The organism is Azospirillum sp. B4, assembly GCF_000333275.1.
Classification (GTDB): Bacteria; Pseudomonadota; Alphaproteobacteria; order Azospirillales; family Azospirillaceae; genus Nitrospirillum.
This window is the reverse complement of the sequence record NZ_BACU01000463.1, coordinates 1-20184: the sequence shown is the minus strand read 5'-3', so window position 1 is coordinate 20184 and position 20184 is coordinate 1. Positions and strand designations below refer to the sequence as shown.

General features: G+C 65.9%; 21 protein-coding genes and 1 pseudogene. 15 read left to right on the top strand and 7 right to left on the bottom strand.

Annotation, left to right across the window (positions count from 1 at the left end; translation table 11 throughout):
• On the top strand, positions 1-583 hold a 583-nt coding region (locus I55_RS20380), incomplete at its 5' end, for a rhodanese-like domain-containing protein (protein WP_252181231.1).
• 19 nt (positions 584-602) lie between these two features.
• Here the strand turns inward: I55_RS20380 and I55_RS20375 are convergent.
• On the bottom strand, positions 603-1592 hold the full coding sequence (locus I55_RS20375; protein ID WP_083901292.1) for a zinc-dependent alcohol dehydrogenase family protein: 990 nt from the start codon (positions 1590-1592) through the stop codon (positions 603-605).
• Between the two features lie 120 nt (positions 1593-1712).
• On the opposite strand from I55_RS20375, the gene I55_RS20370 reads away from it, so the two are divergent.
• From I55_RS20370 to I55_RS20365, 3 genes are all read left to right on the top strand, one after another.
• A complete protein-coding gene (locus tag I55_RS20370) occupies positions 1713-2642 on the top strand; it encodes a LysR family transcriptional regulator (RefSeq protein WP_083901293.1) in 930 nt (309 codons plus the stop codon).
• Between the two features lie 128 nt (positions 2643-2770).
• Positions 2771-3376 (top strand): hypothetical protein, encoded by a 606-nt coding sequence (locus I55_RS36155; protein WP_148293864.1) that lies wholly within the window; start codon positions 2771-2773, stop codon positions 3374-3376.
• Positions 3377-3807: 431 nt separating this feature from the next.
• Positions 3808-4899, top strand: coding sequence for an alpha-hydroxy acid oxidase (locus I55_RS20365; protein ID WP_044562415.1), 1092 nt, complete (start codon positions 3808-3810; stop codon positions 4897-4899).
• A gap of 13 nt (positions 4900-4912) precedes the next feature.
• On the opposite strand, the gene I55_RS20360 is transcribed toward I55_RS20365, so the two are convergent.
• Together I55_RS20360 and I55_RS20355 are read right to left on the bottom strand one after the other, a co-directional pair.
• Positions 4913-5788 (bottom strand): dienelactone hydrolase family protein, encoded by an 876-nt coding sequence (locus I55_RS20360; protein ID WP_044562414.1) that lies wholly within the window; start codon positions 5786-5788, stop codon positions 4913-4915.
• Positions 5789-5862: 74 nt separating this feature from the next.
• Entirely contained in the window at positions 5863-7146 is a 1284-nt protein-coding gene (locus tag I55_RS20355) for a CaiB/BaiF CoA-transferase family protein (RefSeq protein WP_044562413.1), read from the bottom strand.
• A 182-nt stretch (positions 7147-7328) separates the two neighbouring features.
• On the opposite strand from I55_RS20355, the gene I55_RS20350 reads away from it, so the two are divergent.
• The 3 genes from I55_RS20350 (at position 7329) to I55_RS33320 (ending at position 9484) form a co-directional block, all read left to right on the top strand.
• Entirely contained in the window at positions 7329-7757 is a 429-nt protein-coding gene (locus I55_RS20350; RefSeq protein ID WP_044562412.1) for an acyl-CoA thioesterase, read from the top strand.
• A gap of 79 nt (positions 7758-7836) precedes the next feature.
• Positions 7837-8142: a hypothetical protein gene (locus I55_RS20345; protein WP_044562411.1), complete on the top strand. Its 306-nt coding sequence runs from the start codon at positions 7837-7839 to the stop codon at positions 8140-8142.
• Positions 8143-8395: 253 nt separating this feature from the next.
• Positions 8396-9484 (top strand): GGDEF domain-containing protein, encoded by a 1089-nt coding sequence (locus I55_RS33320; protein ID WP_049974339.1) that lies wholly within the window; start codon positions 8396-8398, stop codon positions 9482-9484.
• A gap of 9 nt (positions 9485-9493) precedes the next feature.
• Here I55_RS33320 and I55_RS20335 read toward each other — a convergent pair whose 3' ends face one another.
• Positions 9494-10183 (bottom strand): TetR/AcrR family transcriptional regulator, encoded by a 690-nt coding sequence (locus I55_RS20335; protein WP_049974338.1) that lies wholly within the window; start codon positions 10181-10183, stop codon positions 9494-9496.
• A 319-nt stretch (positions 10184-10502) separates the two neighbouring features.
• The gene (locus tag I55_RS20330) at positions 10503-10661 is read right to left on the bottom strand and encodes a DUF3309 family protein (RefSeq protein WP_044562421.1); all 159 of its coding nucleotides are present in this window, start codon (positions 10659-10661) and stop codon (positions 10503-10505) included.
• A 504-nt stretch (positions 10662-11165) separates the two neighbouring features.
• On the opposite strand from I55_RS20330, the gene I55_RS20325 reads away from it, so the two are divergent.
• The 6 genes from I55_RS20325 (at position 11166) to I55_RS34935 (ending at position 14324) form a co-directional block, all read left to right on the top strand.
• Entirely contained in the window at positions 11166-11366 is a 201-nt protein-coding gene (locus I55_RS20325) for a CsbD family protein (RefSeq protein WP_044562410.1), read from the top strand.
• 229 nt (positions 11367-11595) lie between these two features.
• Positions 11596-12342 (top strand): lipid-binding SYLF domain-containing protein, encoded by a 747-nt coding sequence (locus I55_RS20320; protein ID WP_049974336.1) that lies wholly within the window; start codon positions 11596-11598, stop codon positions 12340-12342.
• 273 nt (positions 12343-12615) lie between these two features.
• Complete coding sequence (locus I55_RS20315; protein WP_083901290.1) at positions 12616-13098, top strand: PA2169 family four-helix-bundle protein; 483 nt, start codon at positions 12616-12618, stop codon at positions 13096-13098.
• A gap of 120 nt (positions 13099-13218) precedes the next feature.
• On the top strand, positions 13219-13467 hold the full coding sequence (locus I55_RS20310; protein WP_044562409.1) for a hypothetical protein: 249 nt from the start codon (positions 13219-13221) through the stop codon (positions 13465-13467).
• A 51-nt stretch (positions 13468-13518) separates the two neighbouring features.
• Positions 13519-13977, top strand: coding sequence for a hypothetical protein (locus tag I55_RS20305; protein ID WP_044562408.1), 459 nt, complete (start codon positions 13519-13521; stop codon positions 13975-13977).
• 197 nt (positions 13978-14174) lie between these two features.
• Positions 14175-14324 (top strand): entericidin A/B family lipoprotein, encoded by a 150-nt coding sequence (locus I55_RS34935; protein ID WP_148293863.1) that lies wholly within the window; start codon positions 14175-14177, stop codon positions 14322-14324.
• A 67-nt stretch (positions 14325-14391) separates the two neighbouring features.
• Here the strand turns inward: I55_RS34935 and I55_RS20300 are convergent, their stop codons facing one another.
• Both I55_RS20300 and I55_RS20295 read right to left on the bottom strand, forming a co-directional pair.
• On the bottom strand, positions 14392-15681 hold the full coding sequence (locus tag I55_RS20300; RefSeq protein ID WP_044562418.1) for an Hsp70 family protein: 1290 nt from the start codon (positions 15679-15681) through the stop codon (positions 14392-14394).
• A 108-nt stretch (positions 15682-15789) separates the two neighbouring features.
• Positions 15790-16824, bottom strand: a complete 1035-nt coding sequence (locus tag I55_RS20295) for a LacI family DNA-binding transcriptional regulator (protein ID WP_044562407.1) — start codon at positions 16822-16824, stop codon at positions 15790-15792.
• A gap of 620 nt (positions 16825-17444) precedes the next feature.
• Between I55_RS20295 and I55_RS20290 the strand changes: the two genes are divergently transcribed.
• On the top strand, positions 17445-19652 hold the full coding sequence (locus I55_RS20290; RefSeq protein ID WP_044562406.1) for a TonB-dependent receptor: 2208 nt from the start codon (positions 17445-17447) through the stop codon (positions 19650-19652).
• Between the two features lie 89 nt (positions 19653-19741).
• Positions 19742-20184: pseudogene (locus I55_RS20285) on the top strand (glycoside hydrolase family 3 protein); the annotation flags it as partial.

Genomic DNA, 20184 nt, shown 5'->3' with positions numbered 1-20184 from the left:
GCCACGGGCCGTGGCAGNCACCCTGCCGCCGCTGCCCGCGGTGGAGGCCATTCCGCCCGCCCATCTGGCGCGCCTGCTGGCGGCTAATCCACCGAATGGGGGGGGCGTCACCCTGCTGGACGTGGGGCCCGGCCCGGCCTTCCGCCGGGGACGCGTTCCCGGCGCCCGGTTCATCATCCGCGCCCGGCTGGCCGATGACCTGCCGGCGGCGGCGCGGGCGGGAACCGTGGTGGTCACCTCGCCCGACGGCGTCGCCGCCCGCTTCGCCGCCGCCGACATCCAGGCCCTGACCGGCCGGCCGGCCCTAGTGCTGGACGGGGGCACGGCCGCCTGGACCGCCGCCGGGCTGGAGCTGGAGACGGGGCAGGGCATCTATCTGTCGGCGTTCGACGATGTCTATCGCCGCCCGTATGAGGGCACGGACAACGCGGTGGAGGCCATGCAGGCCTATCTGGACTGGGAATACGGTCTGGTGGGTCAGCTGCGCCGGGACGGCACCCACGGCTTCTTCGTCATCCCGCCGTCGCGCGACGCGCACGACACGCCGCCGTCACTGTCGCCCCACCTGCTGCACGACCACTGACGGTGCGGGCGGCGTCACGTCAGTCGACGGTGATCACCACCTTGCCTTTGGCGCTGCGGCCCGTGACGGCGGCATGGGCATCGGCGGCCGTGTCCAGGGTGTAGGCGCGCGGGTCCAGGCGGGGCAGCAGCTTGCCGGCCTCCACCAGCGCGGCGGCGACCGTCAGGATTTGGCCGTGATGGGCGCGGCCTATGCCGGTCAGCAACGGCGCCAGGGTGAAGACGCCGGAGTAGGTGGCGCCCTTGAAGGACAGCGGCGCCAGGGCGTGGCTGCCCCAGCCCAGCGCGCTGACCACATGGCCGAAGCGCGCCACCGCCTGGAAGGAGTCGTCCAGCACCGCCCCGCCGTTGGTGTCGTACACCAGCTCGAACCCCTGGCCGCCGGTCAGCCGGGCGGCATAGTCGGCCACCGTCTCGCGGGCGTAGTCGATGGGCGTGGCGCCTAGGGAGCGGATATAATCCCCATCCTCCGCGCTGGCCGTGGCGTAGACCCGGGCGCCTAGGGCCAGCCCGATCTGCACCGCCATGGTGCCGACACCGCCGGCGCCGCCCTGGACCAGCAGCGTCTGGCCCGCCCGTACCTTGGCCCGGTCGACCAGGCCCTCCCAGGCGGTGATGACCGCCAGGGGCAGGGCCGCCGCTTCGCGCATCGTCAGGTTGGCGGGCTTCGGCGCCAGCAGATCGGCGTCAACGGCGGCGTACTGGGCCAGGGCGCCCTGAAGGCCGCCCACGCCGCCGGTCATGCCGTGGACCTCGTCGCCGGGACGGAAGGCGGTGACGCCCGGCCCCACCGCCACCACCACGCCGGCCATGTCCAGGCCCAGGATGGCGGGCAGGGGATGGCGGGCGTGGGCGGCGGCCCCGGCGCGGATCTTGGTGTCCAGCGGGTTCACGCCGCTGGCGTGGATGCGGACCAGCGCCTGGCCGGCGGCCGGCTGCGGGCGGGCGACGTCGGTGACGCGGAACGGGCCGTCCTGGACCTCGACGATAGCGGCTTTCATGGTGGGCATGGCGCTCAACTCCGATGCGGGTTCGCGCCGTATTGGCGCCCCCGGACCTTGCGCCCGGCGATGATGCATGGAAATCATAAGAGATGTATGATCTCCATGCGTTTCTGTTTGGATGATGTCATGCGGCCGTTGGAATGGAGTGATCTGCCCATCTTCCTCGCCATCGCGCGGGAGGGGACGCTGGGCGCCGCCGCCCGTCGCCTGGGGCAAACCCAGCCCACCATGGGCCGGCGTCTCCGGGCGCTGGAGGCGGCGGTGGGCGCCACCCTGTTCCAGCGCACCAGCGATGGCTTCGTCCTGACCGACGAGGGGCAGGTGCTGCTGGGCCCGGCGCTGCGCATGGAGGAAGAGGCGGTGGCGATGCAGCGCCAGCTGGCCGGCAGCGTCGGTGGGTTGGAAGGGCTGTTGCGCGTCTCCTGCTCCGACTGGTTCGGCGTGACCGTGCTGTCGCCCATCCTGGCGGAGTTCGCCGGCTTGCACCCGGGCGTGGTGGTGGAACTGCTCACCGACCCGCGCCTCTACAGCCTGCCCCGCCGGGAGGCCGACCTGGTCCTGCGCATCACACCGTTCCAGGAACCGGAAGTCATCGCCCGCAAGCTGGTCACCATTCCCTACGGCCTCTATGGCAAGCCGGGGCTGTGGCAGCCGGTGGCGGGCGATGGCCGGGGATGTCGTCTGGTGCTGATGGACACCGCCTTCGGCGGCATGCCCGACGTCGGCTGGGCCACCCGACTGCTGCCCAACGCCACCGTGGTGTCGCGTAGCAACAACCGCGAGGTCCAGGCCCGCCTATGCGCCCTGGGGGCCGGCCTGGCGGTGCTGCCCAGGCCCCTGGGCGACAGCACGCCGGGCATCGAACGGCTGGACCTGGGGGAAGCGCCACCCAGCCGCGACACCTGGATGGGCTATCACCGCGACCTGCGCCGCCTGCCGCGCCTGCGCGCGCTGGCCGACCTGATCATCGAGCGTTTGGCAAATCGCAGCGACACTGTCCGACGTGTCCGACTTGTCGGACACTCGCAGGATTTGAGTGAGAATCCCCATAACTGATTGATTTAAAATAAGTGCTCGATTGGCATCCAAATTGCCTGAAGGCTGCCGCAGCGAAATTTTCGCCGCCGGCTCAAAGCCGACCGCCACAGTGTCAATGGGCCCAATCGCCAAGTTAGGAGCATAAAATGTCCAACATCATTCTCGATCAAGCGTCCTTCGAACAGCAGCTTGATCAAATCCACCAGCATTTCGTTACGGCACTATCCAGCCGCAATTTCGCCAAGCTGCAGGTGGAATCTTTTCAGCCCATCTCCCTCGCGGGCAATGGCCAAGCAGAAATTGAGCGCGCTATTGATCTAGCAAAGGATAACACAGCTGAGCTTACGGTTCAACAGCAGGATAACATAAATGGTGCTTGCGAACAATACAAGCTAGACAGTGATTACGATTTTGATAAAGAGATCGATAGTATATTTGATGAAAGCGATAGGAGGTATAAGGAAATTTCTGATAATAATAGAAATAAGATGAAAGAGCTTGGCGCGAAATATCCGGAACAGCGTGCAGAAATTGTACAAGTAACGAGAGAAGAAACAAATTTCTGGCTGGATACTTATGAGACATTTTCAAATTTCATCAATAATTTCGTTGAAAAAGTCGAAGAATGGATCAAAAATTCAGTTGATTGGCTAAAAAATGCATTCAATGATGTGAGTAATTGGGCCTCTGACACGATCAACAAAATTGGATCATTCTTTGGAGGAATTTTCTCTCTAGCCGCTAATGCTTAGCAGAAGGCCGTCATTCTCGTCAAAAAACCAGATTGTCGCGAAGTCTGTTCCATTCGTAATATAGACGACGCGTCGATTACAGGCTTAGCTAGGTAGGCAAAGGTGCCTTTCGGCGCCAACGCCAGTATAGGACGCAGAAGCCCCGGGCGGTATCGGATGGCTTTGTAGTCCTAGTGGCTATTCGCCAATGGTGGCAAGGGCAGTATTCACATGTCGTCCCACTGCTGCCATTGGCGAATACACGTCACAGGTAGGCCGCATACGTCCAAGCCAACACCGGGGGTGCACCGTCCAGATCTTGGATGTGACGCCGCAGCATCTTGACCTGGCAATCTGGACGGCGGTTAATATTTCGGGCATGAGATGCCTCAATGCCGCGCGGGGTGAGGGGCGTCAGGGTGGCGGCACCGCCGATGGAAGAGTGACCGCCCATGATCGTCCCGCAGGACGCCGTCTCCGCCGCTGATTACGAGCGCCATTTCCACCTGCGGGTGGACCGTGGGGTGGCCGCCTATATCGGCGGAGCCGGTGCCGATGGCATCACCCAGCAGGCCAACCGCGCGGCGTATGATTGCCTGCACCTGATGCCCCGCGCCCTGGTGGACATGGCCGGCGCCACCGCCGCGTCCCACCTGCTGGGGCAGCCGATGGCCTATCCCATCATCGTGGCACCCATGGCCCATCACCGGCTGGTGCATCCGGAGGGGGAAATGGCGACGGCCGCCGCCGCGTCCATGACCGGCACCTGGATGACGGTCAGCACCCAGGCCAGCGTGGCGGTGGGGGAGGTGGCGCGCGCCACGCGCGGCCCCCTGTGGTTCCAGCTCTATGCCCAGCCGCGTCCGGCCGACACCCTCACCCTGGTGCGCCGGGCGGAGGACGCGGGCTGCAGGGCCCTGGTGCTGACCATTGATGCGCCCGTGAACGGCATCCGCAACATGGAACAACGGGCGGGCTTCCGCCTGCCGCCTGGCGTCACCACGCCCAACCTGGAAGGGCTGGCGGGGGACGACTTCGTGCCGGCCCATCCCGGCAGCCCGGTCTTCCAGGGCATGCTGCGGACGGCGCCCACCTGGGCCGACGTCGCCTGGCTGTGCCGGCAGACCCCGCTGCCGGTCCTGCTCAAGGGCATCATGAATCCGCTGGACGTGGAACCGGCCATCGCGGCCGGGGCGCGGGGCATCATCGTCTCCAACCATGGCGGCCGTACCCTGGACACCCTGCCGGCGACCCTGGACGTGCTGCCGCTGGTGGTGGACGCCGTGGCCGGCCGGCTGCCGGTGCTGGTGGACGGGGGCATCCGCCGGGGAACCGACATACTCAAGGCCCTGGCCTTAGGCGCGCGGGCGGTCATGGTGGGGCGGCCCGTCCTGCACGCGCTCGCCGTGGGCGGCGTGGCGGGTGTCGCCCACCTGCTGACCGTCCTGCAGACGGAGCTGGAGGTGGCCATGGCCCTGACCGGCCGGCCCACCTTGGCGGATGTCGACCGGACCGTCCTGCACGGGGTGGCGCCTGGCGCCTGAGGTCCATGTGAGTTCAGGTATGGGGGACGTAGGGCACCCCGTTGCGCTTGAACCACTCCAGCATCTGCTTCCACGCCGCCTTGGCATCAACGGCGTTGTAGCTGGGGCGATAGTCGGCGTTGAAGCCGTGGCCGGAATCGGCGAACACCTGGATCTTGCTGTCGGTCGCGGCCTTGCTGCCGTTGGCCAGGGCTTCCCGCATCTGTGTCACGCTGGTGTAGGGAATGCCGTCGTCCTTGCCGCCGTAGAGCCCCAGGACGGGGGCGTTCAGCTGTCCCGCCAGGTCGACGGGGTTCTTGGGGTGCAGCGGATCGGGGGTTCCCACCAGGCGGCCATACCAGGCCGCACCCGCCTTCAGGGTGGGGTTGTGGGCGGAATATAGCCAGACGATGCGCCCACCCCAGCAAAATCCGGTGATGGCGGCGCGGTTGACGTTGCCCCGGCCGTCCCTGTCGACATAGGCCAGGGTGGCGTCCAGGTCCGCCATCACCTGGTCATCCGGCACTTTGGACACGATGTCCCGCACCAGGGTGGGGATGTCGGCCACCTTGGTGGCGTCGCCCTGGCGGAAATAGAGGTCGGGGGCGATGGCGTAATAGCCCCACTTGGCCAGCCGGCGGCACAGGTCGCGGATATGCTCATGCACCCCGAAGATTTCCTGGACCACCAGCACCACCGGGTGGCTGCCGCCCCGTCCCGCCCAGGTGGGCACGGCGCGATAGGCGCTCATGATGGCGCCACCGCCCACGGGCACCCGTACCATCTCGGCGTCGATGCCATCGGTATCGGTGATGATGGTTTCCGCCGAGACCGGCAGGACGGCCAGCGCGAAGCCCGCGGCCAGGCCGGCAGCCGTGAAACCGCGGCGTGTGATCAAGCTGTCATCCATGGGAGCCCCTCCCTCTTCATCGTTGTTATCGCCGACTTCTACCGCAAACGGTTGGTGTGCTAAAGGGCGCCGGGCTAAAGGGCGCCGGATTGCCGCAGCCGGCCGATCTCATCCTCATCCAGGCGCAACCAGTCCTTCAGCACGGCATCGGTGTGCTGGCCCAGGATCGGGGGCGCCTGGCGATAATTGACGGGGGTGTCGCTGAACTTCAGCGGGCTGCCGATCAGGTCCACCGTGCCGGGCTGGCCCGTTCCCGGCGTGCCCGTGCCGCCAGCCAAGGGGTGGGGCAGGGTGACCCGCATGCCGCGGGCCGCCACCTGGGGGTCGGCGAAGACCTGGTCGATGGCGTTGATGGGGCCGCAGGGGACGCCCAGGGGCTCCAGCGCGTCGATCCAGAAGCGGGACGTCTGGCCCTGGATCAGGGCCGCCACCACCGGTACCAGGGTGTCGCGGTTGCGCACCCGCGCCTGGTTGGTGGCGTAGCGTTCATCGGCCGCCCAGCCGGCGTTGCCGGTCAGGTGACAGAAGCGGGCGAACTGCTCGTCATTGCCGATGGCCAGGATGATCCAGCCATCGCTGGTGGCGAAGGTCTGGTAGGGCACGATGGTGGGGTGGGCGTTGCCCACGCGGGGGGCAGTCTGGCCGCTGGTCAGATAATACTGGCCGGGATGGGACAGCCAGGCCACCTGGGTGTCGAACAGCGACAGATCGATGGCCTGCCCCCGGCCGGTATGGTCGCGGTGGCGCAGGGCCGCCAGGATGGCGACGGCGGCATAGGTGCCGGTCATCAGGTCGGCGATGGCCACGCCGGCCTTCAGGGGCTGGCCCTCCGGCTCCCCCGTCAGGGACATGAAGCCGCCCATGCCCTGGACCAGATAGTCATAGCCGGCGCGGGGGGCGTAGGGGCCGGTATGCCCGAAGCCGGTGATGGAACAATAGACCAGCCGCGGATAGGCGTCGCGCAGGTCGTCATAGCCCAGGCCGTAGCGGGCCAGGGTGCCGGTCTTGTAATTCTCCACCACCACGTCGGCGTGGCCGATCAGCTGCAAGGCCAGGGACTTGCCGGCCGGGGTGGTGAAATCCAAGGTCAGTGAGCGCTTGTTGCGGTTCGCCGACAGATAGTAGGCGCTCTCCGTCGTCTCTTGGCCGGTATCGTCCTTCAGGAATGGGGGGCCCCAGGCGCGGGTGTCGTCGCCCTGGCCCGGCCGCTCCACCTTCACCACGTCGGCGCCCAGGTCGCCCAGGATCTGCGTGGCGCTGGGGCCGGCCAGCACCCGGCTCATATCCAGGACCTTCAGGCCGGTCAGGGGGCCGGTGGCGGGAATTGGGGGAGATGGGGGTGTGTTGAACTGGGTCATAAGGCGCAGGTCTACCTTCTGTCGGGGCGTCCTGGCGGGGGCGTCTGGTCTGCACCGTCTGATCTTACACGCCCGGTGGCGGTGGGCCTAGATGCCAGGGACGCGCACCGCCAGGCTTCCCCCGGGCAGCGTTTCACGCTCTGATGGGCTAACCATTTGCCCGCTGAGCTTGAGGTTGAACGATGCTTCATAAAGACGCCAAGATGCCCGACGAGGTGCCGGTCATCCGCACCATCGCCATGCCCGCCGACACCAACCCCGCCGGCGACATCTTCGGCGGCTGGCTGATGTCGCAGATGGACCTGGCGGCCGGCAACGTGGCCGCCCGCGCCGCCCGGGGGCGTGCCGCCACCGTGGCCGTGGACGCCATCGCCTTCCTGGGGCCCGTGTTCGTGGGCGATGAGGTCAGCCTGTTCGGCCGCCTGGTCTCACGCGGGCGCACCTCCATGCGCATCGAGGTCGAGGCCTGGCGCCGCAGCCGCGACGCCGACGATACCAACAAGGTGACGGAAGCCGTGTTCACCTTCGTCGCCATCGATGAGAATCGCCGCCCGCGCCCCCTACCAGAGGTGCCCCTGCCAGAGGTGCCTATGCCAGCGGTGGAGGGTTGACCCGTAAAGTCCTCTCGACATCCGGGGCCTGGCGCGCGCAGTCTGGCCAGGTCCCGTTCCCGAAAGGCACGTCCCGTCCATGGCCGACCCCCGCGACGAGTTGCTGCGCCAGATCCGCGCCATCCGCAAGCGGATCGACCCGGACGTGCTGGAACGGGCGGCGGCCGCGGCGGAGCGTGTGCAAGCCGCCCGCCCGCCGGCCCCGCCGGTGGATGAGCCGTTCGACCGCCAGGCCGCGCGCGAGCTGGTGATGAGCTTCCTGCAATCGCGCCACGATGGCGGCCGTTTCGCAATGAAGCTGATGGAAGAAATGAAAAAGCCGGAGGCGGCGGCCAAGGCCTATGGCTCCGCCGGCCAGCGGTCATCGGGACCGCGCAAGGCCTAACAATCTTTCCTGGCGACGATATAAAATTATCGCGAAGGCTTCAGACCACGGCCCCCAATAAAAGCCCCGGGCGTGGGATGGGATTAAGGCTAGCCCAGCGGCCGGAGACTAGCTTTATCCTGCGGCATCGTGGCAGCATGGCCGGCGAATTACCCGCGTAGTCCAGGGACGCAGGCGCGGGTTAGGCTGCCATCAGGATGACGGCTGACCCGGGACCGGCAAGCCCGGGACGGATGGATTGGGGACGGACCGGTTGGGCCACCACATCAAGCAGATCGTCTGGCCGGACCGGGCCTATGTCGACGACAAGTTCGACCATCACCGGCTGTTCAGCACCATCATGACGGTCGCGACCTCCATCACCGTCAGCGGCCTGTGGGGCTGGGACTATGTCATCGACCCGGCGGGGGCGGAGCGTACCATCGGCCTGCGCCTGGTCATGTCGGTCATCATCGTGCTGCATGCCCTCCTGCTGCACTTCCGCGTTCCCCGACGCCTGACCACGGCCTATGCCTTCGTCGGCGCCGTCACCTGCCAGATGCTGTTCATCGAGGTGCTGAACCGCCTTGATCATGGCATGCAGGCGCAGTTCTCGGGGTTCCTGTTCTTCACCTTCCTGCCGCTGCTGGTGATGCAGTACGTGCCTTTCATGACCGGCGCCCTGTTCATGGTGCTGATCATATCCCTGCCGCCGCTGGCGGGCTTCACCGGCTTCGCGCATGACTTCGAATACGTGAAGTATCCGCTGCTGCTGGGTCCGGTGGGCGCCATGTTCATCTGCGTTCTGTTCGCGTTCGAGCAGATCAACTACACGAACTATGAGAGCCAGCGGCTGCTGAAGCTGATCGCCATCACCGATTCGCTGACCGGTGCCGGCACCCGCCGCTATATCACCGACATCGCGGCGCGCGAGATGGCGCGCTCCCGGCGGTATGGCGGGCCGCTGTCGGTCCTGATGCTGGACATCGACCATTTCAAGCGCATCAACGACACCTGGGGCCATCAGGCGGGGGACCAGGCCATCCGCAGCGTGGTCGACCTGTGCCGTGGCGCCATCCGCGACACCGATGTCATCGGTCGCTTCGGCGGGGAGGAGTTCGTGATCCTGCTGCCGCAGACCGACCGGCGGGAGGCGGAACAGGTCGCCGAACGCCTGCGGCTGGCGGTGGCCGCCGCCCCCCTGGCCTTGGCGCCCGACGTGGTGGTGACGGTGACGTGCAGCCTGGGCGTCACCACGCTAATGGCGTCCGACCATACGGTGGACGCCCTGTTGGGCCGCGCGGACAAAGCCCTGTACGAAGCCAAGAACGCCGGCCGCAATCGTGTGGCGGTGGCGGCGTAGATCATAGACTCAAGCCGGATACAGCGCGTCGCTGTGGATGCGGGTCGGCTTGGCGGCCGGCTGGGGTCGGGCGGGGCCGAGGACGGCGGCCACCAGGCGCTGGGTCCAGCCGGGTTCGTCAAGGCGCTGGTGGCGGATCAGCAGGCGGCTGTAGAGCGTGTTGTACAGCAACTCCACCACGGTGGCCTCGTCCAGATCGGCCGGCAGTTCGCCCGTGCGCACGCCGTGGCGCACGATCTCGCGGATACGCTCACGGCGGGGTTGCAGCACCTGGGTGCAATAGCTCTCCAGCACCTCGGGATTGCTCTGCCCCTCGACGATGATGCCGGCGATGACCCGGCCCATGGGGCCCGCCATGGTGCCGGCCATCACCTCCAGCAGGCTTTCCAGGTCACGCCGGGCGGAGCCCGTGGCGCGAATGGGGGCCACCACTTCCACCATCTCCAGCAACGCGGCCACCGCCAGCGCACCCTTCGTGGGCCACCAGCGATAGATGGTGGTCTTGGCACAGCCGGACCGGGCGGCCACGGCCTCGATGGTGAAGCCTGAAAGCCCCGCCTGGACCAGCAGCTCATAAGCGCCGGTCAGGATGGCCTGGCGAGACTTGTCACACCGGGGACGGCCGCGCATGGAGCGCTGGGGGGACGGGTCGGTGGTGGCATTGGCCAGGGGGTGGGCGGTCACGGGGTGGGCGGTCATGGGGCTGTCATCACGCTCATGAGGCATCGGTGAATAAGAAGCCGCCGGCACCGGCTGCGCGGCGACGAGATACGACGGCTTTCGCACATGACGGCGTCTGAACGACGGCGGCCACTCCCTACCCCTGGCCGCGCCATCCTTTTTCCTGCCCCCTCTTATAGCATCAAATCGCAACAAACAAGATATTGGCCGGCAACAACGGGTCATATTATTCGCGGGCTGGACCTCGTCCGGGATCTGCGCGGTCAGCGAAAGGCCCCGATGCGGGATCGCACCGGGGCCGATGAACGCCGCCGATAAACGGGGGGCGCTGGCCGCTCTACAGCCGTCCGATCAGGATCAGGACCAGGACGATGACGATTAACGTGCCCAGGCCGCCGGCCGGGTAATAGCCCCAGTTGACGCTATGCGGCCAGGTGGGCAGGGCGCCAATCAGGAACAGTATTAGAATGATGAGAAGAATGGTTCCAAGATTCATGACGGCCTCTCCTTGGAATTCGAAGGCGTTCGGATGATGGAAATTCATTGTGACAAAAACATGTTTTTAAAGCCCCCATGGAATGAAAAACGGACTATTTATCAAAGAAAAGTGGCTTATCCATCGCCCGCCGAAGCGCCTACGCGCCAGGACGTAGCCCGTATTGACAGTCCGGAACGTAAGTAAAAGCTGTGTCATAGGCAATTGGTGGTATGGCGCCCTTGCTGTGGCCAAGGTGATGATGACGAAATAAATAATGTTCTTTTTTTCAAGGGCGCTACCTTATTTTTCAACGATGATTGCCGCGGTATGCGCCAAAACACGCCACAATCCCGCCATAAGGCATGCCGAACATTGACTGGCTATTGACGGACAAACTCTTGCGACCCGTCTCCTCTTCATTGAGGCAGGTCCACCGCCGCAGAGGATTCCGGACCGGTGGAGGTTCGCTCCTTTTAGCGGGCGAATATGGTTTCCACTTCAACCCAAGCGAGGAACGCGACCATGAACAAGAACCGTATCGAAGGAAATGCCAAGATCGCCGGTGGCGCCGTGAAGGAAGCGGCTGGCAAGGTCATTGGCGACGACAAGATGGCGGCTGAAGGCAAGGCCAAGAAGGTCGAAGGCCACGCCCAGAATGCCGCCGGCAAGATCCAGGAGGCCGGCAAGGCCTTGAAGGACACGGCCAAGAAGGCCCTGGACTAAACCGGCGGTCGTGGTCTGCCGTTGTGCCCGCCGCTGGGGCGGTGACGGCGTGGACGCCGCCACCGCCCGCAACACAGCAGGGCTCCAAAGCCTGAGCATATTGGCGACCGCCTTGAAACAGCAGAGGGAACGGCCATCACGGCCGTTCCCCACCACCATCCCCGCCAGCTGGACCCTCAGCGGCGATGGCTTGGCCGGTTCACCCGGCCGGCCCAATAACGGAGTGACCATGATGCCTGTGTCCTTCACGTCGACGGCCACGAAGCCGTCGCTGCAATCCCGCATCATTCCCGCCGCCCTGTCGGCGCTGATGGTTTTCGGCGCCATGACGGCGACGGCCCCCCACGCCCTGGCGGCGGCGGCGACGCACGGCACCGACCAGAGCAATCTGGTGGAACGCGCCCGGGTCACCGTAGACGACCTGCGCAAGGACAAGGAATTCGGCAACGCCCGCGATCTGATGCGCCGCGCCAAGGGCGTGCTGATCGTGCCGCAGCTGATCAAGGGTGGCTTCTTCGTGGGCGGGGAGGGCGGCGACGCCGTGCTGCTGACCCGCGGCCCCAGCGGCGAGTTCAGCTATCCGGCCTTCTACACCCTGGGCTCCGCCTCCTTCGGCTTGCAGATCGGTGTGGAACAGGCTGAGCTGGTGATGTTCATCATGAGCGACAAGGCCCTGAACTCCGTTCTGCAGGATGAGTTCAAGATCGGCGCCCAGGCCGGCCTGGCCATCGTGACCTTGGGCTCCACCGCCGAGGCGGCAACGCCCACCTCGCTGAATGGCGACATCATCGTCTGGTCTTCCGCCAGTGGTGCCTATGCCGGCCTGACGCTGAATGGTTCCGTGCTGAAGCCGCGCGACAGCTGGAACGAAGCCTATTACGGCAAGCCGCAGACGGTGTCCGCCATCGTGTCGGCCCGCACGGCCAAGAACGCCGACGCGGACGGTCTGCGCAAGAACCTGGCGTCTATCCGCTAAGGCGCCAAACCTAAGCCGGGGAGGGGCCTCATACCCCTCCCCACATGTTCAGACGGTCTAGGTCGATGGCGCATGCCATCGCGATTGGATTAGTCGTAATTGGAACAAACCAACACAATATAATAAATCTCATACTCTATGAAATATTGGCCATTACTGAAAATGTCCTAGAAAACAATTTCCATGAAACGATCTGCGCGCTTGTTTGTTTATTCAAAGCCGGGACGAACAATACGATACCGGCACGGTAACCATCCAGGAGAGGAGCAGACCATGATTCCGCCCACCGTTCCGCCGAGCATCCCCCCCGCCGGCACCGAACAGTCGATCGATGTGCTGAACGGCCTGATCGAAAAGACCCTGGACAGCGCGCTGGGCTACAAGGACGCTGCGGAAGAAGCGACCAATGACAGCTTCAAGACCCTGTTCGCCACCCGCGCCCGTCAGCGCCGCCAGTTGACCACCGCCCTTCAGGCCGAGGTGATCAGCCTGGGCGGCCAGCCGGAAACCGACGGCACGGTGCTCGGCGCGGCCCGCCGCATGTTCGTGAACCTCAAGAACGCCGTCACCGGCAGCGACCAGAGTGTCGTTTCCGCCGTCGAAGCCGGCGAGGACGATATCAAGTCCAGCTTCGAGAAGGCGTTGCAGGGCGACCTGCCCATGCCGGCCCGCGAGGTTGTGGCCACCTGCTACGACAGCATCAAGGCCGATCACGACCAGATGAGCACCTTGAAGCACGCGCTGGAGCACCGTTGAACGCCCAGCCGGATCACGTCCGGTGACCCCATTGAGGGGTCGCCTGTCTGACGGGACGCCGCGCCGCGCCTGCGCGGGCGGCGCTTCCGATAATTGGCTTCCGATGATTGAGGGAGAAGGATGATGAAAAGCGAGACCATCGACGCCGCCGCAACCGCCGCCCGCACCGTGCGCGACGCCGCGAAGGAGGATGCCGACACCCTGGCCACCCACCTGAAGGCGGAAGCCAGCGACCTGTACAAGAACCTGGCATCCAAGGGGGAGGCGGCGGCCAAGGCCCTGGGCACGCAGGTGGAGGCGCAGCCCATCACCAGCCTGTTGCTGGCCTTCTCCGCCGGCTTCATCGCCAGCCGCCTGTTATCCCGCTGACGCGGGACCCAGGCAGGGATTCAGTAAAAACGCCGAAAAGGGGGACCGGTGATGGAAGGCTGGACCAAGCTGGCCGTGATGGCCTTGTCGCAACTGGGGGTCATTCCCTTTGGTCCCGTGCACCGGTCGTCGCCGCCGCCGCTACTGGATGGCCTGATCGCCGTCATCGTCACCAGTTTACTGGCCTTCCTGGCGGTAATCGGGGCCATTGGCCTCCTGTGCGCCGCGCTGTGGGCTGGGATAGAGCCGCAGATGGGCCCGGTATGGACACCCGCCCTGGTGGCCCTGGCCTTGATGGTCCTGTGTCTATTCCTGCTGGTCGTGGCCCGCGCCCTGTTCAGCCGGCGTCAGCCGCCCGCCCCGCCGGCGCCACCCCCGGGCCTGGATCTGGACCCGGAGGTGCTGATGGTTGAAGCCCAACGCCTGGTGGCAAGACACAAGGTGCCATCCTTGCTGGCGGCCGTGGTGGCCGGGATGGTCGTCGGCAACGCCGGCCGCCCAGCCAAGTGATACCAGCGGCACGAGATTATGACTCGTGCCGCTGTAGGACGCGACTGCGTCCGCCGGAGCGAGCACCGCAGGGCGCAGCGAGGAAGCCAAGGCCACGGATGTGGCCGCCCGGCGATTGAGGGGCATTTGAGCGGTCACGATCAAATGCCGTTGGTATGAGTATCCGTTTCAACCCCTAGCCCATGAGGAGGGCCACGATGTCCACGAAACTGCGCGCGCTTGTTCTGTTGTCCATGCTGGGCATGGGGGCGCTGGTCAGCGCCTGCCACACCACCGCCGGCGCCGGCGAGGATATTTCCGCCACCGGCCATGCCATCACCAAGGAGGCCCACAAGGACACACCGTGACAACGGCGGCGCTTGAGCGGCCAGTGACTCGCCCGTCGGCCTATGGTCGGCGGGCGTTGTCATGGGGTCAGCGATAGCGCCGCATGGCCTCCAGCGTCAGGCCCAGGCCGACGGAGCCGAACTTGTCACCCTCCACCACCCGAGCGTCGGGCAGTTCGGCCAGGATGCTGGCCCGGACGTTGGGCAACAGGGTGGACCCGCCCGTCAGAAAAACGGTATCGATCCGGTCCGCCGTCAGGCCGCTGTCGCTGAGCGCCTTGCGGATCATCCCGGCGATGCCGTTGGTCAGCGGCGTGGTGGCGGTGGCGAAGTCTGGTACGGTGAAGGGGATGGTCAGCCCACGCTCGATGAAGTCGAACGGGATTTCGACGATCATGTCGGCACTGCCGGGCCCACCGGCGTTCATTTGGGCCGCCGTGGCGCTGAGGCGGATCTTCGTGCGCTCCACCGTCATGGCGACGCGGTGGCCCAGATGGTCCTCAACCACATGGATCAGGCGGCCGATCAGATCGGCGCGGGCGGATTCGCGCAACACTTGGCGCAGTTCGGCCATCACTTTGGGCGCGTAGAGGAAATTGATCTTGGACCAGGTGGCCAGATCGTTGAAGTAGCTGTTGGGCGCCAGGAGGCCGGCGCGCTTCATGGGTGACTGATAGCCCAGGTGCGGCATGACGCCGTGCAGCGACAGCAGGCGGTCGAAGTCGGTGCCGCCGATGCGCACGCCGGTGCTGGCCAGGATGTCCTGGCCGCGGTCGGCGGCGTCCCGCCGCTCCGGCCCAATGCGCACGATGGAAAAGTCGGAGGTGCCGCCGCCGATGTCGGCGATCAGCGCGATCTCCTCGGCGTTCACCTGGCGCTCATAGTCCAGCGCCGCGGCGATGGGCTCGAACTGGAAGGATATGTCGGTGTAGCCGATGTCGCGCGCGATCTCCGCCAGCGCCGTCTCCGCCCGGCGGTCGGCGTCGTCGTCACCGTCGACGAAGTGCACCGGCCGGCCGTGGACCACCTGGGTCAGTTCGTGGCCGGCTTGCCGCTCCGCCCGCCGTTTGATCTCCGACAGCAGGACCTTCAGCACGTCGCGGAAGCTGATGCGCCGGCGGTCCAGCTGGGTTTCCATGTCGATCAGGTCGGTGCCCAGCACCGACTTCAGCGACCGCATCAGGCGGCCGTCCGCCCCTTCGGCGTAAATCTGGATGGCGGCCCGGCCGAACTCCTCCCGCTTGGCGGCGAAGTCGAAGAACAGCGCGCTGGGCAGCGTGGTCTCTTCCCCCTCCAGCGGCAGCAGGCGGGCGTGTCCGTCCTCGACGACGCCCAGGGTGCTGTTCGACGTTCCAAAGTCCAGGCCGCAATAGCCCATGGTGCGCTCCATCGACGGCCGAAAAGAGCCGCATTTTTAAAACGGGGGCGCGGTTTTTAACGGAAATAGTTCGGGCCCGCCAGGAAAAATAGCCGGGCAATGGGGGCGTTATGCCGGCGGGGCGGTCGACTCGCGCACCACCAGGCTGTGGTCGAAGATCTGCTTGAGGTAGCTGCCGACTTGGCCCGCGGTGCGGTCGATGATGAAGCGCGCCGCCGCCGCCCCCATTTCCATCACCGGCTGGCGCACGGTGGTCAGGGGCGGGCAGACGACGCTGGCGGCCGGCAGGTCGTCAATGCCGGCGACGGACAGGGCGGTGGGCACGGGAATGCCCATCTTGTAGGCAACCGAGAGGACGGCCATGGCCATGCTGTCGTTTGCCGCGAAGATGGCGGTGGGGCGCTGTGCCTGGCCCAGCAGGGCCCGCGCGGCGGGCAGGCCGCTGTTGAAGGTGAACAAGCCCGGCTGGATCAGCCGCTCCGGGATGGGGCCGCCATCGAACAGGGCGTCGCGGTATCCCGCCTGGCGCTGGGCGGCGGCGGCGTGTCCGGGATGGCCCTGGATGAAGCCGATGTCACGATGCCCCTGGTCCATCAGATAGCGCGTCATCTGGAACGCGGCCCGGTAATTGTCGATATCCACACCCCACCCCCAGGCATCGTCCTGGTCCGGGTTCAAGGTGGGGGAGATGCGGACGCAGGTCACGCCCCGTTCGGCCAACAGCGACAGCAGCTGAGGGTCGTCGCACAATGGCGGGACCAGGATGACGCCATCCACCCGGAGTGTGGAGGCCAGTGTTTCCGTCAGCGCGTCGAAGTCCGAGGTGTTGAGGTCGATATATTCGGTCAGCAGGTGGTAGCCGCCGGCGCGGCAGGCCTGGATGGCGCCCATCTGCAGTTCGGTGACGTACAGCATGGCGTTGTCGGACACCCCGCCGGAGGAAACCAGCGCGATCAGGAAACTGCGGGAGCCGGACAGGGCGCGGGCCGACAGGCTGGGCTTGTAGTTCAGGCTGCGCGCCGCTTCCATCACCCGCGCGCGGGTCTCCGGACTGGCCTTGGGTTCCCCGTTCAGGACACGGGACACCGTCTTGATGGAGACGTTGGCCACGCGGGCGACATCATAAATGGTGGCCTTGCTCAATGTCCCGAAACTCCAACCATGCCCCGTGGTCCGCGCTTTTGCGCCCCGCGGCGCGCGGGCGGGATAATATCACCGACGGGGGGCAAAGATAGCGGGTGGAAGGCGGTGACGGCATTGATGGCGGGCCCAAGCAGCCTTTTTCGTCAGCCCCCTTGAAACCCTCTTGCGTCCGGTTGTTCTGGATGATAACAAAATAAGGCCAACAAGGCCTCCTTATTTTTTGGGAAACGGGGACAGCGCTGTCATTATCTGATGCCAGCAACCTTCCCGGCCCAGCGACAACGACAAGGCGGGGGCCAAAACAAACGGGAGAGACGACCATGCGTAAAGGCAGATGCCGCCTGAGGGCTGAATCCAGCCGCTGACGCGGCAGTCCTTTAAAAGCCATCCCTGGACTTGAGAACCATCGCGCCCATGGCGTCGGTGAATGGCCATTCCTTGCCCGGACAATGGCCGCACCCCCGCCTTCGGCCGTCCCCCGTGCGCCCGCTGCACGGAAAAGCCCGTCCCCGAAATGCAAGCGGGGGGCGGGATGGGGTGCCTCATGCCCGGACTGGGCGCCGCAAAGGCGCCCGAAGCGACAACAAGAACAAAAGAAGCAAATGGGAGAATTGGGAGAAATGCGTAAACGTGCCCTGCTGGCTGCCACCGCGCTGGCCAGCCTGATCACCATCCCCGGCCACGCCCAGACCACGGGCGCCGCCGGCCAACCCGCCCCTCAAGCCACAACCGCCCAGGCGGGGGCACCGCAACAACTGGAGGATATCGTTGTCACCGCCGAGCGCCGGCAGGAGACGACGCAGAAGACCCCCATCGCCATCACCGCCTTTTCCGGTGACACCCTGCAACAGCGCGGTGTGTCCAACTCCACCGACCTGAACAACATGGTCCCCGGCCTGGCGGTGGGCAACAACGGCGGCGGCAGCGTCCAGATCGCCATCCGTGGCATCGGCAGCACCAACGACACCGAGGTGGGCGACCCCGCCGTCGCCTTCAACGTTGACGGCGTCTACATGGCCAGGTCCCGCGCCGCCATCGGCTCCCTCTACGATATCGACCGCATCGAGGTGCTGCGCGGTCCCCAAGGCACGCTGTACGGCCGCAACGCCACGGCGGGCAGCATCAACGTCATCACCAAGCGGCCCAGCGAGAAGTTCGAGGGCGCCGCCGCGCTGGACTACGGCAATTACAACAGCCTGCAGACCTCCGGCATGATCAACGTGCCGGTGACCGATACCCTGGCCGTGCGCGCCGCCTTCCAGACCAGCCGGCATGAGGGCTATACCAACAACGGCCTGTCCAACAATTATAACGACGAGGACAGCCAGGCCGGACGCCTGCAAATCCAGCTGACGCCCAGCGAGACGTTCAAGGCACTGCTGGCGTTCGATTATTTCCACGGCGGCGGCACGGGCGCCGCGTCCGCGCCCACCGGCCAATACGCCCAGTTCGGGTCCCCCTGGACCTTCCCGGTGTCGCGCGACGGGAGCGAGGACCATACCAACAAGGGCGTCACCCTGACCACCGACTGGGACCTCAGCTTCGCCACCCTGACCTATGTTGGCAGCTATCGCGAGGATAGCGACTTCAGAAGGGGCGGTTCGACGCAAAGCGGCACCTGTGCCGCCCCCAGCGGCCCGCTGTGCGCCGCCACCATCTTCCGCTCCGATGAGAACCAGACCTCGCATGAACTGCGGCTGGCCAACAGCGACGGGCCGCTGAAGTGGGTGGGTGGTCTCTATTACTTCAAGGAAAACAATGACGTCCTGTTCGCCCTGGACCCCATCGCCGGCATCACCTCGCTGGCCTTCGTCCAGCCCAAGGTGACGGAGGAGTCCAAGGCCGCCTTCGCCCAGGCGACCTACGGCCTGACCGACAGCCTGCGGCTGACCGGTGGCCTGCGCTATACCGAGGACACCAAGGCCCGCACCGGTGCCACGGAAGCCTTCGGCCATATCGTCGGTGACACTTACGTCGGTGGCTCCGCCCTCTACCGGAACGACGCCAACCTCACCTGGCATTCCACCAACTGGAAGGCGGGCGCCGAATACGACCTGGCGCCCGACAGCATGCTCTACGCGTCCGTCGGCACCGGCTACAAGGCCGGCGGTTACGGCGATGGCGAACCGCCGAACAACAACCCGTACAAGCCGGAAAAGCTGACCGCCTATGAAGTGGGCGTGAAGAACCAGTTCATGGACAAGCGGGTCCAGTTGAACCTGACCGGCTTCTATTACGATTACCGGGACTTCCAGGTCAGCGCCATCGGCCAGGTGGCGGGCCAGGCCTCCACCGTCACGGTCAACGCCGGCACGGCGGAGGTCTATGGCACGGAGGTGGAAGGGGCGGTCCTGCTGACCCCTGACGACCGGGTGGATGGCAGCGTTTCCTACATCCATGCCCGCTACACCGATTTCGTGCTGGCCTCGGGCGACGTCTTCAACCCGGGCAAGGCGGTCTATACCGGCAACACCTTGGCCAAGTCGCCGGAATGGACCATCAACCTGGGCTACCAGCACATGTGGGACATGGCGTCGGGGGCCATGATCACGGCCCGGGTCGACAGCGTCTATGTCGTGACCCAGAACCTGGACTACCGCAACTTCGCCGTCACCGAACAGAAGGCCTACACCAAGACCAACCTGTCACTGGCCTATGACGACGCCGACCGCCGCTGGCGCGTCATGGCCTATGTCCGCAACCTGGAGAACAACGCCGTGCTGGTGGTGGCCAGCCCCGACACCAACGGGTCGGGCAACCGCCTGGCCGGCAGCGGCTCCTACGCCCCGCCCCGCACCTATGGGGTGAAGGTGTCCGCGACCTTCTGACCCCGACCTTCCCCTGGGCGTGCCGCCAGACCTCCTTCCTCGGCGGCACGCCCCCTTTTTCTTTTCAACCGATGGGACGATCCGAGACCATGCCCAGCCTGACACGCCTTTCCGCCGTGGTGACCCTGACCCTGTTGATGGCCGCCCCAGCCGTCGGTGGTCCGCCCCAGCCGGTGCTGGGCAGCCGGGTGAAGCCGCTGCTGACGGTGGACGGGCTGTCGTTCCGCGACCTGAACGGCAACGGCACGCTGGACCCCTACGAGGACTGGCGCCTGCCGGTGTCCGCCCGCGTGGAGGATCTGGTCGGCCGCATGAGCGTGGAAGAGAAGGTGGGCACCCTGCTGCACGGCACCGTGCCGCCGGAGGGGGGCTTCACCCTGGCCACCATGCGGGGACCTTACGACTTTCCCCTGGCCACCCACATGATCCGCGATCTGGGCATCACCACCCTGATCACCCGCCAGGCCACCCCGCCGCGAGAACTGGCGGAGCAGGACAACCGCCTGCAGGCGGTGGCGGAGGCCGGACGCCT

Bases quoted from the DNA above. Each gene is read 5' to 3' on its own strand.
- I55_RS20375 (WP_083901292.1), bottom strand. From the start codon at position 1,592: ATGCCCACCATGAAAGCCGCTATCGTCGAGGTCCAGGACGGCCCGTTC.
- I55_RS20370 (WP_083901293.1), top strand. From the start codon at position 1,713: ATGCGGCCGTTGGAATGGAGTGATCTGCCCATCTTCCTCGCCATCGCG.
- I55_RS36155 (WP_148293864.1), top strand. From the start codon at position 2,771: ATGTCCAACATCATTCTCGATCAAGCGTCCTTCGAACAGCAGCTTGAT.
- I55_RS20365 (WP_044562415.1), top strand. From the start codon at position 3,808: ATGATCGTCCCGCAGGACGCCGTCTCCGCCGCTGATTACGAGCGCCAT.
- I55_RS20360 (WP_044562414.1), bottom strand. From the start codon at position 5,788: ATGGATGACAGCTTGATCACACGCCGCGGTTTCACGGCTGCCGGCCTG.
- I55_RS20355 (WP_044562413.1), bottom strand. From the start codon at position 7,146: ATGACCCAGTTCAACACACCCCCATCTCCCCCAATTCCCGCCACCGGC.
- I55_RS20350 (WP_044562412.1), top strand. From the start codon at position 7,329: ATGCTTCATAAAGACGCCAAGATGCCCGACGAGGTGCCGGTCATCCGC.
- I55_RS20345 (WP_044562411.1), top strand. From the start codon at position 7,837: ATGGCCGACCCCCGCGACGAGTTGCTGCGCCAGATCCGCGCCATCCGC.
- I55_RS20335 (WP_049974338.1), bottom strand. From the start codon at position 10,183: ATGACCGCCCACCCCGTGACCGCCCACCCCCTGGCCAATGCCACCACC.
- I55_RS20330 (WP_044562421.1), bottom strand. From the start codon at position 10,661: ATGAATCTTGGAACCATTCTTCTCATCATTCTAATACTGTTCCTGATT.
- I55_RS20325 (WP_044562410.1), top strand. From the start codon at position 11,166: ATGAACAAGAACCGTATCGAAGGAAATGCCAAGATCGCCGGTGGCGCC.
- I55_RS20320 (WP_049974336.1), top strand. From the start codon at position 11,596: ATGATGCCTGTGTCCTTCACGTCGACGGCCACGAAGCCGTCGCTGCAA.
- I55_RS20315 (WP_083901290.1), top strand. From the start codon at position 12,616: ATGATTCCGCCCACCGTTCCGCCGAGCATCCCCCCCGCCGGCACCGAA.
- I55_RS20310 (WP_044562409.1), top strand. From the start codon at position 13,219: ATGATGAAAAGCGAGACCATCGACGCCGCCGCAACCGCCGCCCGCACC.
- I55_RS20305 (WP_044562408.1), top strand. From the start codon at position 13,519: ATGGAAGGCTGGACCAAGCTGGCCGTGATGGCCTTGTCGCAACTGGGG.
- I55_RS34935 (WP_148293863.1), top strand. From the start codon at position 14,175: ATGTCCACGAAACTGCGCGCGCTTGTTCTGTTGTCCATGCTGGGCATG.
- I55_RS20300 (WP_044562418.1), bottom strand. From the start codon at position 15,681: ATGGGCTATTGCGGCCTGGACTTTGGAACGTCGAACAGCACCCTGGGC.
- I55_RS20290 (WP_044562406.1), top strand. From the start codon at position 17,445: ATGCGTAAACGTGCCCTGCTGGCTGCCACCGCGCTGGCCAGCCTGATC.